This is a genomic window from Ruegeria sp. C9 (assembly GCF_056537585.1).
The window spans coordinates 29,749-43,875 of the sequence record NZ_JBQFRU010000005.1 but is presented as its reverse complement, the minus strand read 5'-3'; the positions used below and the strand labels follow the sequence as shown (position 1 = coordinate 43,875).

The window sequence follows — 14,127 nt, the reverse complement described above, 5'->3', positions numbered from 1 at the left end:
CTCTACCCTCCCAAAAAATGTGCCGTAAATTCTCGTCCGGTCCCAAAGCGGACGTTTTTACGATCGGTTGCGAATGACCGAGTTTAGCTCTTAGCGGACGGTCGCATGAACGGATTAGCCTAATGTTGCGGCGACCTGAACTGCCGGGCTTTTACAGCAACGACGTAGGTATTTGGTATATTTCACCCCCCGGGAGTATACCAAATTGGCGAAGTGTAAGCGCGTTCTTGTGTTGAGGTCGGCACTTCAGCAGGCAATTCGTCTCCGAACCGAACGGCATCGTAAATTGTCCACCTCGGTGTGGGAATTTCCAGGACGCGGGCGTAGTAGAAAGCCCGCACAGAAGGATCGAATTCAGGGTCCGTCCAAACAGTGATCAGTTCCGGGGATCCTATCGAATTGGTAAACGTACCCGTTGCAACATCCACGGTATTCCCCACCGCCGGTAGGTTGCCGTCCGCATCAGGTTCGCGGTCTCCCGACCATGCCACGTCATAAACCCGCTCTTCAGTGTCGCCGTTGGCATTTAACCAGCCTTTCACAATCTGAATACGGTCGAGATTGCCGGAAAACGGGTCTTTCAGGGCAGCGACCAGGAATGTCGGGGAGTCCGCGCCTTCTGTAGCGGTTGCGAGGTCCCCACCCATCGGAACGCCTTTTTCATATCCGACGTCGGCGGGCAAACGAGATTTTGCATCAGCTTCAGTAAAGTCCCAGCCACCAAAGAAGCGAACCGCGATGCGACTACCAGTCGTCCCATATACTTCTTTCCTCTCCATGGCATCGAATATCGCTTCGCGCGTGTTATCTTCTGCCCAGACTGCAGCGTAACCTGAGGCTGCCATTTCCCACCCAAGAATCCTTGTCGTATCGAACTCGCCAACGACATGCTGCCAACGGCCAGGTTCCGGTTCGACACCGGAGTGTTTGCCAAAGAAATTGTCTTCTTCCGCCGTTGCCAAAGCCGTATGGCTGTCGGTCGAGCCCACTACTCCGAACTTGTATGGATTGGTGCCGAGTTGAGCCTCTAGTTTAAGACCATTCTTCAAAGCCTCACGCGCGTATTCGTACTGAAGCATCCAGTCTTCTTTGGGTGTCGGACCCAGATTTGACTTATCCCAGGTTTCATAGTCCGCGAACTCATCATTCGGGCTGAGAAACGGGTGGGTTTCTCCATCGCCCTTGATCTGGGTGATCTCATACATCGGCTCCCACTTGGCACGCCGCTCTGCGTAATCTTCTGTCAATGGTTCACCCGTTTCAGGGTTGGTCTCGACAGGAAACATCAGGCCATTGGAGACGTTACCGTTGTGGGCAAGGGCCAGCACACGGCCGCCGGTCTCTAGTTCATAAGTTTCCATCCAGTCCCACAAACGTTCGGGATTAAAAGTTTCTGCGGTTGTGAATGGCAGCATCTGCCGTGCGCGAATGGCATCATCTCGGTAGATCACGTTGCGGTGGAGGTTGTTGCCTCCTTCTGTGGACGTCCATTCGTACCCGATGAACGCAGTGAATGCGCCGGGGTCGTTGTGATGATCCGCAGTTTGCGTGAATTCGTCCCAAACGGATTGTACGAACCTGCGATCTGAAACAGCCTCGGGAAGAGCATCTCCGGTTATACCCGCAAAGGTTTCTATGACCTCCATTGTTGCGCCGAGAGCAACATCTCCACCGGCATTAAGACGTTCGTTCCAGTCTCGAAGTGTTGGGTCTCGCATCAGCGTAGAATTCCCTGCGACGATCTCATTCATGGCGCCCATGGCGTCCGAGTGATCGGATACGACAAGCCAGTCGAGGGGACGCGATAACTGCACCCGAAGGCCGTGCGACGTAGTGACTTCCTCACCGCGTGCAAATCTATAAGCATCGTCTGGGCTCAGGATGACGCCAAACCCCCGCGCGTCGAGCGAATTTGACGTGTGCAGGTGAGTGTCACCCCACAGAGGTCGTGTAGGAAAGTTTCGACCTGCATAAGGTGAGAAATCAGCAGGCGCGGGTTCACGCATATCATCAACTGATATGGTCATCTCTCCAACTTGCCCACCTTGAGCGGCCTCTTGAGCATGTGAAGAGCTTGTTATGAATGCTGCGGAAACTATTGCTGTTGATGTCGTCAGAAAAAACTTCATTTGAACCTCCCAGCCGAGCTGAATGCCAGCCCATGGCAACATCTGAGCCGGCTGTTCGTCAAGGAAAACAACAGTTTTTCTTAGTTTTGCACAAGGACCCCGGGGGAAGTTCGACCAAAATCGGGCCGCAGCTTCGCCCAATTCTTTAACGCTCAGCCGTTGTGAGAAAATACCGCAACGAGTGGGTGTTCTTGACGACTTGTGGCCTGGATCGTCAGACTTGAACCTGTGATCTTGATTGGAGGCGTTGTTATGAAATGGTTGTCGCGAACATTCCTACTGGCCTTATCCCTTCAATTTGCCACGGGAGCTTCAGCTCAAGATAAACCAAACATCGTATTCATATTTCTAGATAATTTTGGTTGGGGTGAACCCGGGTTCAATGGGGGTGGCATAATCCGAGGTACAGCGACCCCCGAGATGGATGCCCTCGCTGCGGAGGGACTGCGACTCACGAACTTCAACGTGGAAAGCCAGTGCACGCCGTCCCGCGCAGCGACCATGACGGGACGATATGGCATCCGGAGCGGCAACCACACGGTCCCACTAGGCGGCGGTGTCTACGGCCTAACTCAGTGGGAACTCACGATGGCCGAGATGCTAAAGGATGTGGGATACAACACGGCCATGTACGGCAAGTGGCACCTTGGCTGGACCGAAGGACGATATCCAACGAATCAAGGATTTGACGAATTTTTCGGAGTTGAGACCACTGACGTTACAGTCTGGCGCACGCTTCCGGGATTTGCTGAAGCCAACTTGGAAGAGCCTGTTGTGATGCAGGGTGTTGCAGGTGAGCCAGCAACCATCGCGCAGGACTACGATCTCGACTATCGCGGCGAGATAGACGGCGACCTGACGAAAAAGGCTATCGAGTTTATCAAAGCGAAGAGTGCCGAAGAAGCGCCGTTTTTTATCTATCTTGCCTATACTCAGACTCACTATCCAAATATCGCGTCCGAGGAATTTGATGGCGCCACCGGTAACGGTGTTTGGGCCGATATTCTGCTTCAAACAGATACCTATGTCGGGCGCATCGTGGATGCGATCGAGGCGGCAGGTGTTTCCGACGACACTGTGGTGATATTTACTGCTGACAATGGCCCCGAAGCTCTTCCGGTTGGAAACGCAAATGTCTCGCCCGTGCCAGCGGTACATGGCACCGCCGGGCCCTGGCGTGGCACTCTGTTCACCAGCCTCGAAGGAAGCATGCGCGTGCCTTTTGCGATCAAGTGGCCGGGTAAGATTCCCGCGGGTTCAGCAAGCAACGATGTTGTCCATTCGATGGACCTCTATCCGACACTTGCGGCATTTGCAGGCGGCAAGGTGCCTGATGACAGGGCCTTTGATGGTATCGACCAGTCGAAGTTCTTTCTTGGTGTCCAGCCAAATTCAAACCGAGAAGGCGTGATCGTTTACATGGGAGAGCAAATATTCGGCGTAAAATGGAAGGATTGGAAAGTTCTTTTCAAAGAGAATACGACGGCTTTTGGTGCAACGGAGTCTTTCGACACACCAAGGGTCTACAATCTATTGAACGATCCACACGAGCGCGAAAGTGTACTTTTCCCTTACACGTGGGCGGTCGAAAAGGCGCTTCCGCAGCTGCAAGAGCACATCGCTACCTTCGAGGAATACCCTCCGATTCCACCGGGAACGCCCGATCCCTACGAACCACCCAAAAACTGAACGGCGTCTTTGTCTGCACACTCGCCTTTAGTCGTCATTAGGTCTAACGACCTTTTTTTGCAGTTCGCGACTTGCTGCAAGAGCGAAGCCCTAAACGGCGATCAAGGTCCGCTCAGGGCTCTCACCACCAGTCCAAGCGCACCACAGTGAATGGCCGTAGCGAGTCCATACTTTCGACTGCCGCAATCCAACCGAATGGCCGCAAACAGTGCTTCAAGGTGGTGAGCGATACCAGCTCTCAATTCAGAATGTCGGCGATTGCCCCTATCAGGTTCAGCACTTCATGTGTTTCACGGTTTACTTCGTAAACATAATCTCCGGCACGCACGTAATATCCGTTGCGCCGTAGTCCCCAACGGCTGGGATCATCAATGCGGACATACCCATCATAGATGTAATCGCCACGTCGATATTTCTTTGCCTGTCCAGGCGGTACGCACGGGATTGCCTTTTTTGCCAAGCCCGGCGGACAATGTCCGGATTTGGATTTCACATGGATCGGCGAGGTGGCGCCGGTTCCGCTAACGTGCCCCGTGCTAAGGCTCCACAAGCTGACACTGGCGTTCGCAAATGACGCGCCTTGCACGGTAAGTGCCACCGCTAGAATCCCAACAATCTTTTTCATTCCCAGCGCCTTTTTCAGCTTCTTAGCCTAGATATGATCTTGAATGGGCCTTAGCGAGTTCATAAGCGAAGAGTCGCTTTCCGATGCAGCAGTTTGTTCACGAGCTGAAATCATCGGCTGCGATTGTCATCGCAAATTCAACTAAAGCATCAAAACGGGATGTTCTTCCTCCATCTGGTCGCCCGCCTATTCGTTTGTCTTTATTTCGCGAACAACATTAACTGAACGTGAACAATGTATTCTCAGAGTGTTCAAACAGTCTCAGGCATAGTGACGGTGTTGGATCAATAGGGACGTTGTTCCGTTTGATCGCTGACAAGGGGAAACGCATGATCAAGTCTGCCTTTGTGACTGAAGAGTCCAGCACAACAGCTGTGATGCAAACCTCCGGCAAAATCGCCGGAGAACGTTTGTCAACCACGACCAAATCGAGCAGTGGTCGCTTCCCTCCTATCGAAAATGCATTAACACAGATCGTCAAAAACAAGCGGCTTTCCGAGGCACATAACAACGTCTGAAGGCAGTTCAGCAGACCCCCAAACAATTCCTGATATTCGTCCTAAATATTGGAATTGAAAACTAAATCCCGCTCCGGTTATGGGGCGGGGTTTCTTTTTTACGCCTTTGGGAAAAAGGGCGTTGCAATTGAGATACAAAAGTATCGGGCCAGCCGCTTCCCATCCTGTGAAGCATTTGGCTGACCCGAGTTTTAGTACTTCCGTGAATGGTCAGTACTGAGGGTTAAATGACGCGGAGAGGCTGTTGTCTTTCGTTACAGACCCAACAGCGCCTTAACCTCTTGTTCAACGGCGTCGGTCACGGGTTTGTTGGCGGCGGCTTCCAGGGCTTCCCGCTCGGTCAATTCCTGTTCCTCGACCTGGTCAACCAGTTCTTGCACTTGTTCAGTCGCTTCTTCGTATTCGACGGCAGCCTGACGTTCATCGTTCAGGTCCTGCGCCGCTTCGATCGACTCGTCCAAATCAGCGCGGGCTTCATCCAATTGCTCCTCAATCTCAGGGTCCGTTCCGCCTGCGTCTTCCAGCGCTTGCTCTAGATCTTCGACGCGCTCCTGGTTTTCCTGGACTTCACCCAGCGCGGCTTCCAAGTCTTCTTCAATCTCAGGAACAGTCCGCTCCGGTGGCTCCAAGCCAGCGAGCTCTTCCAACTGTTCCGCAAGCTCTTCGCGCAAGGGTTCCCCTGCTAATACGGTATCTCGATAATTGGCAATTCGGCCTACGCGGGAATTGGGTGCTGCATTTTCTAATGCAGCTGCGCTGGCGTTGGCGGCATTGAGCGCCCCTAACTCAGACGGGTGGGCACCAAGAAGTGCTGCCATCTTGTTCCCCTTTGCCCGGACCGCTGGGCGAATGGACTCTTCGACAATTACTGTTTTCGAATGCTTCTTGTACGTCCTGAGCTTTTGTTTGCCACCGCTGGTGGTCGAGCGTTTTCCAGATGTGGCAACCGTTCTCGACTTGCCTTTGCCGCTAAAGATATCCTTCAAGGAAAAACGACCGCCCTTGCCCAAAGCAGAGCGCGAAGATTTCGCCTTGGATTTCCCGGCAGAGGATTTCCCGGCACTTCGGCCACCGCGGCTTTTGTCGGCACCTTTCTTTCCACCTTTGTTACCGGCGGAACTGTGGTCACCACGATCTCCGCTGGCAGAGTTCCCTTTGCCACCGCTATTGCCTTTTCCGCCGCCGTTGCCTCCACCGTTTCCGTTATCGCCGCCCTTGCCGTTACCCCCGCCGTTACCCTTTCCACCGCCATTGCCTTTGCCCTCCTTTGCAAAGGCAACGTCGGGCACGGTGACGGTGGCTACAATGGCTGTTGATCCCAGCAATGCAATTGCCAGTGTCGATGCTTTTAGTAGCCCCAAACTGGTGGTTTTCATATCGACCTCCTCGGTGGAAATCAGCGGGTATCAGTTTTCTGAAACAACTCGCTGTGTTCAATAGTCTCGATTCACGCACGAATCCCCAATGCTCTTTGCCATTTAACTTGAGCGAGCTTGAACACAGGGCTAACTGCTTGTTCATCATCGGTTCATGTCGAACGACGTAGTCTCTAGCCGCGAAATAAGAGGAATATCATGCGCGCGAAGGTGATCTTGGTGGTTGCAAGCTTGCTTGTCTCTGCGCCCTTTGGGGAAGCGGCTGCCCAGACACGCGAGCTCAAGCAAGGTGAACTGCGCAAAGCGACCCTGACCGGGGACACCATCCGTTTGAAACGGGTTATCAAAGGTGTCGAGAAAGCCTATGGCGGCACCCCTGTCGATGCGCGCGCGTTTCAGGCCGATCAGATTTACTATCGTATTCTTGTCAAAAAGCCTGATGGAAAAATTGTCAGTGTAATTGTGAATGCTCAGAACGGAACGGTCGTTTCCAATCGATCCAGTGTTGGGCGCCAAATATCGAAAGCCGCTCGTTCGACCCCTGCCAATGCCAACGACAATCGCAATACCAACAGCAACCGTGGTGCCTCTGCGAGCCTTGGAAACAGTGGGAAAAACGGCAACGCCGGTGGTAACGGCAACGGCAACGGCGGCGGCAACGGTAATGGAGGCGGCAACGGCAACGGCGGCGGCAACGGTAATGGAGGCGGCAACGGCAACGGCGGCGGCAACGGCAATGGAGGCGGCAACGGCAATGGAGGCGGCAAAGGCAATGGCGGCGGAAACAGCGGTGGTAACGGTGGCGGCAATTCTGGCGGGAACGGCAAAGGCAACGGCAAAAAATAGGGCTTAAACCAAAGCCGTTGTGCCTGTAGTTTTTGAATATGAGAGTACTTCTGGCCGAAGATGAGCCGCAGCTATGCGAGCAGATTAAGAAACTTCTAAGTGCAGAGGGCCGCGTGGTAGATGTGGCCAACAATGGAACAGACGCCCTGCATTTGGGTGCGACCGAACCTTACGACATGATCATCCTCGACATCGGGTTGCCAGAACGCGACGGTATTTCTGTCCTGCGTGAATGGCGCAGTGCGGGCGTTAAGACGCCAGTGTTGATCCTGACGGCCCGCGATGGGTGGAGCGAACGCGTGGACGGCCTTGATGCGGGCGCCGATGACTATATGACCAAACCGTTTCACATGCCCGAGCTGGCCGCTCGTGTGCGGGCTATCCTGCGCAGACAAAGCGGTCAGTTGAACCCGGTGATCGAAATGGGGAACGTAATGCTCGATACACGAAACGGTCGTGTTAGCGTTGGCGGTATTCCCGTTGATCTGACCGCGCAAGAGATCGCTGTTCTGACATACCTTGCCCACAATATGGGACGCATGGTGTCGCGCACCGAATTATCGGAGCACATCTACGAGTATGACGGCGACCGGGACTCGAATACCATTGCCGTCTTCATAACCCGGCTGCGTAAGAAACTGGGCTCTGACCTTATCACAACGGTAAGAGGGCGCGGCTATATGATCGATACGGCCTGATGTTATCGCTGCGCCAACGCGCTTTGCTTGGCGGCCTTGCGACAGGCGCGCTTTCTGTCGGCGTCGGAACGTTGGTTGTGTTTTCGTACATCAACACCCGTGTTCTGGAACAATTCGACCAGACGCTACGCGACCGGCACACCCAACTCGTTGTCGGATTGAGCGCAACGACGCACGACCCTGATGCACTGCGCGAACTGATGTTCGACCCGGCCTATGGAGCGCCGTATTCAGGCAGATACTGGCAGGTTACCGATGGAAACGGGGCTATATTCACATCGGCCTCGCTCTTTGACGAAACAATTTCCGAACCTGTACGTGTGAGCGAAGAGGCAGTTGTTTGGAACACCACAGGTCCAGACAGCGAAGCAGTTCGCAGCGCATATCAGAAAATCACATTCGAAGACGGAACCGAGTGGGGCGTTACGGTCGCTGAAAGCAGGCGAGAGCTGATAAGCGAACGCAGAGCCGCGCAAAAAAACTTGCTACCGGTTTTTGGATTGGTCGGTCTGATTGGAGTTGCCGGTTCGTTGTTGTTGATGTCAGCAATTATTGGCCCACTCAAAAAACTGCGCGCAGATGTGGTGCATCGCTGGGACAAAGGAGATGACTTGATTCCGGAAGACTACCCAGAAGAGGTTTCGCCGCTTGTTGAGGACCTAAATAAATTGCTTCACAGGAATCGTGAAATTGTGTCTGGTTCTCGGCGACAAGCTGCGGATCTGGCACATGCGCTCAAAACACCGACGGCAATTCTCAGAAATGAACTGGCGATTTTGTCGGACGCGGGTGCAGATATCGAACCTGCAGATGACGCGTTAAATCGAATTGATGCTCAGCTAAAGCGCTCACTTGCGCGTATGCGTGCGTCGAACACCGCAGAACTTACGCATTCACGAACTGACCTTACCAATTCCGTCAACAGGTTATCCAGACTGTTTTCGGTCATGGCGGAACGCGAAGGAAAATCTCTGACGACAGATTGCGAGGATGGGATTCAGGTTCGAATGGATACTCAGGACATCGAAGAGGTGATTGGAAACCTTCTCGACAACGCGCTCAAGTGGTGTCGGACAACAATTCACATCGCCGCAAAGCGTGTAGAGGGCGGCATTGAGATTTGCATTGAGGATGACGGACAAGGAATTCCGGAGGATGCACTTGACGGAGTAGTTCGATCCGGAGGTCGGTTGGATACCTCTGTCAGCGGCACAGGATTGGGTTTGGCAATCTGTGTTGATCTGATGAACGCTTACGGCGGCAAACTAAAACTGGAGAAATCAGCGGACCTTGGCGGCTTGGCCTGCCGAGTACTTATATCAAGCTAAAGGTGGCCGCATCTGGTTAGAAATAGTCGTTGATCGCAAGCAATCAAAAGGCGGCTTTGTCCGTAGAGCAGACATTGAGTTGAATTCAAACAACGACTGCTTCGTGCCCAATCTCCCAAATGCTGCGCCTCACCCCAAACGCACCGATGCGCCCAGAGCTGACATTGAGCCATAAACGAACGACCCAAACTTGCTTTCCAGTTACCTTTAGATACCCGGCTACGTAGCTCCTAAGAATGGAAATTCGGTGCAAACGCGAAATCGGAGCAGTATCGAACTGAAAGATTTGTGGACATTCGAGTTCTTGTTTGAGTGCGGTTTGCCAGAGTTCATTGTGCTCAAGTCTGACACTGATAGGTGACTTGTTGGACGGCAGATCCAACGTAAGAGCTTTCACGTATTCTATCAAAAGGGAGATTACGTGCAGGTTGTATGGTTCAAACGCGATCTCCGGGTCGATGATCATGAAGCGCTGGCGCAGGCGTCTCGTATCGGTCCGGTTTTGCCGCTTTATGTGGTTGAGCCCGAGCTTTGGAAGCAACCCGATGCCGCGGCGCGACATTGGGACTTTGTTGCCGAAACACTTGCTGAATTGCGTGGAGATTTAGCGGACTTGGGCCAACTGCTCATCTTACGTATGGGTCGGGTGACACAGGTGCTGTCTGATTTGGCGACCAGCCGACTGATCGAAGTCCTTTGGTCACATGATGAAAAGGGAAATGATTGGATCTATCGGCGGGATCGTGAAGTTAGCGCGTGGTGCAGGCAGAGAGGTATTCCTTGGACCCAGGTTCAGAACCATGGTGTGTTTCGCCCGCTTAAATCCCGCGATGGCTGGGCGGCCCGCTGGACAGAGTTTATGGAGCGACTCGTGTCTTCGTCAACGCAACTTACCCCTTTAGACATAGAGCTCGGCCCCACGCCGATCCGGTGTGACCTTAACCTGGCGGATGATCCATGCGCCCACCGCCAATTTGCTGGCCGCCGTGCGGGACTTGATTCCTTGGATAGTTATCTGATCAGCCGCGGCAAACGATATCGGCGCGAAGTGTCGAGCCCTATTGAGAGCCCAGTCGCGTACTCGCGCATTTCGCCTTATCTTGCATGGGGTGCGTTTTCGATGCGTGAAGTGAAGCAAGCGACGGATCGACAGCGTCGTTCATTGCCTGCGAATGCCAGAAATTGGCGCAAATCTCTCCGATCATATTCCAGCCGGCTCCATTGGCATTGCCACTTTATTCAAAAGCTTGAGGACGAACCGCGGATGGAGTCGGAGAATTTAAATCCGCTCTACGATGGTCTTCGTCCTCGGGAGCCCCACGCGGATTTACGTTCCACATGGTCAAGGGGGGAAACGGGGTATCCGTTTTTTGATGCCTGCATGCGGTCATTTTCAGCGACTGGGTGGCTGAATTTTCGGATGCGGGCAATGGTGACGGCCACGGCTAGCTATCACCTCTGGCTTGATTGGTGGGCTCGGGGTTTGCATTTGACGCGGATGTTTTCGGATTACGAGCCGGGTATTCATTGTAGCCAAGTGCAGATGCAATCGGGAACCACGGGCATCAATACGGTGCGCACCTACAATCCAGTGAAACAGGGGTGCGATCAGGACCCGCATGAGCAGTTCATTCGAAAATGGGTGCCCGAATTGGCGGCGATCTCTGACCCGTACATCCATGAACCTTGGAGGGCACCGAACGCAGGGCAGATCATAGGCTTTGCCTATCCTGCACGCGTCTTTGATCATATGGCGGCCGTCAAAGCCGCGCGCGAAAGGGTCTGGAGGGTCCGCAGAGGCGATGAATTCCGCGATGGATCCAAAAAGATCATGTCAAAACACACCAGCAGAAAATCCGGTAAAAGAACACTTAAACGCACAGGATCGACAGAGGATCTAGCACAGCTCAGTCTACCACGCGGAGACGCCGAATGAAGATGCGAAAAAAAGCGAATCTACCACAGAAAATCTGCTCAGTCTGTCAGCGTCCGTTTGTTTGGCGCAAGAAATGGGAAAAGGTCTGGGATGAGGTTAAGTACTGCTCAAAAAAATGCAGATCCGCCGCATGACTGAACTGTTCCCGGAACTTATTACTTTACCCGAGACCGTCGATTTCAGCCCGACGCGCGCGGGTGGCCTCAAACGGCTAGAGAAATTCGTGACGCGTGCTGGACAGGACTATGCTCGCACGCGGAGCTACGATTTTGGGACCGAGCGGCGCAACAATGTATCAGTCTTGTCACCATGGCTCCGCCATCGCTTGTTGACCGAAGAGGAGGTGCTTACACGGGTATTGGCGTCGCACAGTCCCGACACTGCTGAGAAGTTTGTACAAGAAGTTTTTTGGCGGGCTTACTTCAAAGGTTGGCTGGAACAAAGACCAAGCGTCTGGTCACACTATCAACGCGACCTGATGGACGCGCTTAACTCACTTGATAACGACACGTCATTGGCAAGCCGCCATACTGATGCAGTGTCAGGCAATACCGGCATAGACTGCTTTGATCATTGGGCAAAAGAACTCGTGGGCACCGGTTATCTGCATAACCATGCGCGGATTTGGTTTGCCTCAATCTGGATATTCACCTTGCGTCTGCCTTGGCAGTTGGGCGCTGACTTGTTTTTGCGACATCTGATTGATGGTGATCCGGCGTCGAACACATTGAGCTGGCGATGGGTCGCGGGCTTGCACACGAAAGGCAAGACCTACCTTGCCCGACCTGACAACATCGCCAAATATACCGAAGGCCGATTTCGCCCCACTGGGTTGGCCAAGTTCGCAGAACCGCTGACCGAACCGGTAGAACACCCACGTGTTTCTTTTCCAATCCTTCAAATGCAGCCGAAAGAGCCATTTCTATTGCTAGTAAGCGAGGATGACATGACCGGTGCATCCATCATGCCCGTACCGCCCGTTGCAGTGGTAGGACTTTTGGCAACCCACGGTCGCTCCCCTAATCCGGTTGGATTTATCCCGGTGAATTTTGCAAAAGAAGCAATGAACAGCGTTTTGTCAGACCATGAAGTGCGTGCGCAATCTGCCGATGATTGGAGTCTGCCAATAATTGAAGCTGCGCAAAGTGCAGGAGTAAGAAGAATTGCGACTGCTTATGCGCCAATAGGTCCGGTACGGTCCAGGTTAGATCGTGCTGAGCCTATTTTGCGTGAAGCAGGCCTGACGCTGGATCGGTTAATTCGCCCTTATGACGCTGTCTCATGGCCCCACGCGAAGGCGGGATTTTTCGGACTAAAGAAAAAGATACCGAACGTTCGGAGCCAGTTGAATTTTGTCGCTGTAACGAAGTGAGATCTCAGTTTGTCAACCGCTGCCCTGCTGCTCCCTAACCAACTGTTTGCCCAACATCCCAGTCTGACTCCCCAGCCGGACAAAGTGGTGCTCTTTGAAGACCCTCTATTCTTTGGCGACCCGATCTATCCCGCCAACATGCACAAGCAAAAGCTTTGGCTGCACCGGTCATCGATGGCCCGATATCGCGACGATCTGATTAGGCAGGGTTTCGACGCGACGATCTGGCCCTATGAACGGGAGGCGGGTTCGTGTTTGCGGTTATTTCAGAACCTGCAAGAACTCGGCGTCGATCAAGTGAACATGGTCGATCCTGTCGATTTTATCGCCGAAAAACGCCTAAGTGCGGCGGCGGGTATTACAAACATCACAATCAACTTACAGCCGTCCCCAGGCTTCTTGAACACACAAGACTATAACCTGGCTTGGTCGACCGGCAGAAAGCGCTGGTTCATGGCGGAGTTCTACAAAAGCCAACGCCGCCGTTTGAACGTGCTGATGAATGGCGATCAACCGGTGGGCGGTCAGTGGAGCTATGACGAAGACAATCGAAAGAAAGTCCCCAAAGCGCTGCTCAAGAGCCTGCCTTGGATTGATTGGCCGACCCATGATGCAATTGATCAAACGGCAAAAGACAGCGTTCTTGCCGAGTTTCCGGACGCTCTGGGGACACTGGATCGTCTTTATTACCCAACATTCCACAAAGAAGCTGCCGACTGGCTAAATCAGTTTTTGGAACGGCGCTTTGATCGGTTTGGCGATTATGAGGATGCCATTGTCGAAGGCGAAAGCTGGCTTTGGCACGCTGTCCTGACGCCCGCATTGAACATTGGACTTTTGACGCCGAAACAAGTCTTGAATACAACGCTCGCCCATGCCTATCGCAGAAATGTTCCGCTGAATTCGGTGGAAGGGTTCATCCGCCAGATCATCGGGTGGCGTGAATTTATGCGGGCGACCTATGATGACCTAGGCGTAAAGATGCGGACCACAAATCACTGGAACCATCGCCGCACTATGCCAGTCGCATTCTACGACGCCAGCACAGGGATCGATCCGCTGGACGACACGATCCGCAGGGTGCTTAAAACCGGGTATTGCCACCACATCGAGCGGCTTATGGTTCTGGGTGGCTTCATGTTCCTTTGCGAGATCGATCCTGACGATGTTTACCGCTGGTTCATGGAGATGTTCGTGGACAGCTATGATTGGGTCATGGTTCCCAACGCCTATGCCATGAGCCAGCACGCTGACGGCGGGCTGATCACAACGAAGCCCTATTTTTCCGGCTCAAACTACATCCGCAAAATGAGCCATTGGGGCAAAGGGCCGTGGGCCGACATATGGGACGGTCTGTATTGGCGCTTCATCCTGAAACACGCGGGCACGCTTGCCAGCAATCCAAGATGGGCAATGATGTGCCGCACGGCTGAGCGCATGTCCTCGGATGTCAAAGACAAGCACGTCACGACCGCCGAAGCCTTTCTGCAGCGGATAACCTGAACATGATCTACCTGGGGCACCATGGACGAGATCGTGATCACATCCAAAGATCAGCTTTGGCACTGGTTGGCAAAGAACAATGCCCAAAACGAAAGCGCCCGATTGAT

General features: G+C 53.4%; 13 protein-coding genes. 9 read left to right on the top strand and 4 right to left on the bottom strand.

From position 1 onward, the window contains the following. Positions 1-182: 182 nt before the first annotated feature. A complete protein-coding gene (locus ACR0NE_RS13660; protein ID WP_480459909.1) occupies positions 183-2,027 on the bottom strand; it encodes a DUF3604 domain-containing protein in 1,845 nt (614 codons plus the stop codon). 354 nt (positions 2,028-2,381) lie between these two features. On the opposite strand from ACR0NE_RS13660, the gene ACR0NE_RS13655 reads away from it, so the two are divergent. Further along, a complete protein-coding gene (locus ACR0NE_RS13655; RefSeq protein ID WP_170597333.1) occupies positions 2,382-3,818 on the top strand; it encodes an arylsulfatase in 1,437 nt (478 codons plus the stop codon). Positions 3,819-4,056: 238 nt separating this feature from the next. Here the strand turns inward: ACR0NE_RS13655 and ACR0NE_RS13650 are convergent, their stop codons facing one another. Next, positions 4,057-4,443: an excinuclease ABC subunit A gene (locus ACR0NE_RS13650; protein ID WP_255612012.1), complete on the bottom strand. Its 387-nt coding sequence runs from the start codon at positions 4,441-4,443 to the stop codon at positions 4,057-4,059. A 329-nt stretch (positions 4,444-4,772) separates the two neighbouring features. On the opposite strand from ACR0NE_RS13650, the gene ACR0NE_RS13645 reads away from it, so the two are divergent. Beyond that, on the top strand, positions 4,773-4,961 hold the full coding sequence (locus ACR0NE_RS13645; protein WP_170395992.1) for a hypothetical protein: 189 nt from the start codon (positions 4,773-4,775) through the stop codon (positions 4,959-4,961). A gap of 254 nt (positions 4,962-5,215) precedes the next feature. On the opposite strand, the gene ACR0NE_RS13640 is transcribed toward ACR0NE_RS13645, so the two are convergent. After that, the gene (locus ACR0NE_RS13640; RefSeq protein WP_170597124.1) at positions 5,216-6,337 is read right to left on the bottom strand and encodes a coiled-coil domain-containing protein; all 1,122 of its coding nucleotides are present in this window, start codon (positions 6,335-6,337) and stop codon (positions 5,216-5,218) included. Between the two features lie 198 nt (positions 6,338-6,535). Between ACR0NE_RS13640 and ACR0NE_RS13635 the strand changes: the two genes are divergently transcribed. From ACR0NE_RS13635 to ACR0NE_RS13625, 3 genes are read left to right on the top strand one after another with little or no spacing between them, the layout of a single operon-like run. Beyond that, positions 6,536-7,183: a PepSY domain-containing protein gene (locus ACR0NE_RS13635; RefSeq protein WP_480459907.1), complete on the top strand. Its 648-nt coding sequence runs from the start codon at positions 6,536-6,538 to the stop codon at positions 7,181-7,183. A 38-nt stretch (positions 7,184-7,221) separates the two neighbouring features. After that, complete coding sequence (locus tag ACR0NE_RS13630; RefSeq protein WP_170597334.1) at positions 7,222-7,881, top strand: response regulator transcription factor; 660 nt, start codon at positions 7,222-7,224, stop codon at positions 7,879-7,881. Continuing rightward, entirely contained in the window at positions 7,881-9,209 is a 1,329-nt protein-coding gene (locus tag ACR0NE_RS13625) for a sensor histidine kinase (protein WP_170597335.1), read from the top strand. The genes ACR0NE_RS13630 and ACR0NE_RS13625 overlap by 1 nt, the downstream gene beginning before the upstream one ends. Before the next feature lie 85 nt (positions 9,210-9,294). Here ACR0NE_RS13625 and ACR0NE_RS13620 read toward each other — a convergent pair whose 3' ends face one another. Next, entirely contained in the window at positions 9,295-9,675 is a 381-nt protein-coding gene (locus ACR0NE_RS13620; RefSeq protein ID WP_170597125.1) for a hypothetical protein, read from the bottom strand. Here ACR0NE_RS13620 and ACR0NE_RS13615 point away from each other — a divergent pair. Genes ACR0NE_RS13615 through ACR0NE_RS13600 form a run of 4 tightly spaced genes read left to right on the top strand, consistent with a single transcriptional unit; the run spans position 9,631 to position 14,020 of the window. Beyond that, positions 9,631-11,145 (top strand): FAD-binding domain-containing protein, encoded by a 1,515-nt coding sequence (locus tag ACR0NE_RS13615; RefSeq protein ID WP_170597337.1) that lies wholly within the window; start codon positions 9,631-9,633, stop codon positions 11,143-11,145. The two genes, ACR0NE_RS13620 and ACR0NE_RS13615, sit on opposite strands and share 45 nt — an antisense overlap. Then, positions 11,142-11,279 carry a DUF2256 domain-containing protein gene (locus ACR0NE_RS13610; protein ID WP_170396003.1) on the top strand — a complete coding sequence of 46 codons (138 nt, stop codon included), beginning with the start codon at positions 11,142-11,144 and terminating at the stop codon, positions 11,277-11,279. Before ACR0NE_RS13615 ends, ACR0NE_RS13610 begins: the two co-directional genes overlap by 4 nt. Continuing rightward, a complete protein-coding gene (locus ACR0NE_RS13605; RefSeq protein WP_170597339.1) occupies positions 11,276-12,517 on the top strand; it encodes an FAD-binding domain-containing protein in 1,242 nt (413 codons plus the stop codon). The genes ACR0NE_RS13610 and ACR0NE_RS13605 overlap by 4 nt, the downstream gene beginning before the upstream one ends. Positions 12,518-12,526: 9 nt before the next feature. Next, positions 12,527-14,020: a cryptochrome/photolyase family protein gene (locus ACR0NE_RS13600; protein ID WP_170396006.1), complete on the top strand. Its 1,494-nt coding sequence runs from the start codon at positions 12,527-12,529 to the stop codon at positions 14,018-14,020. Positions 14,021-14,127: the final 107 nt, after the last annotated feature.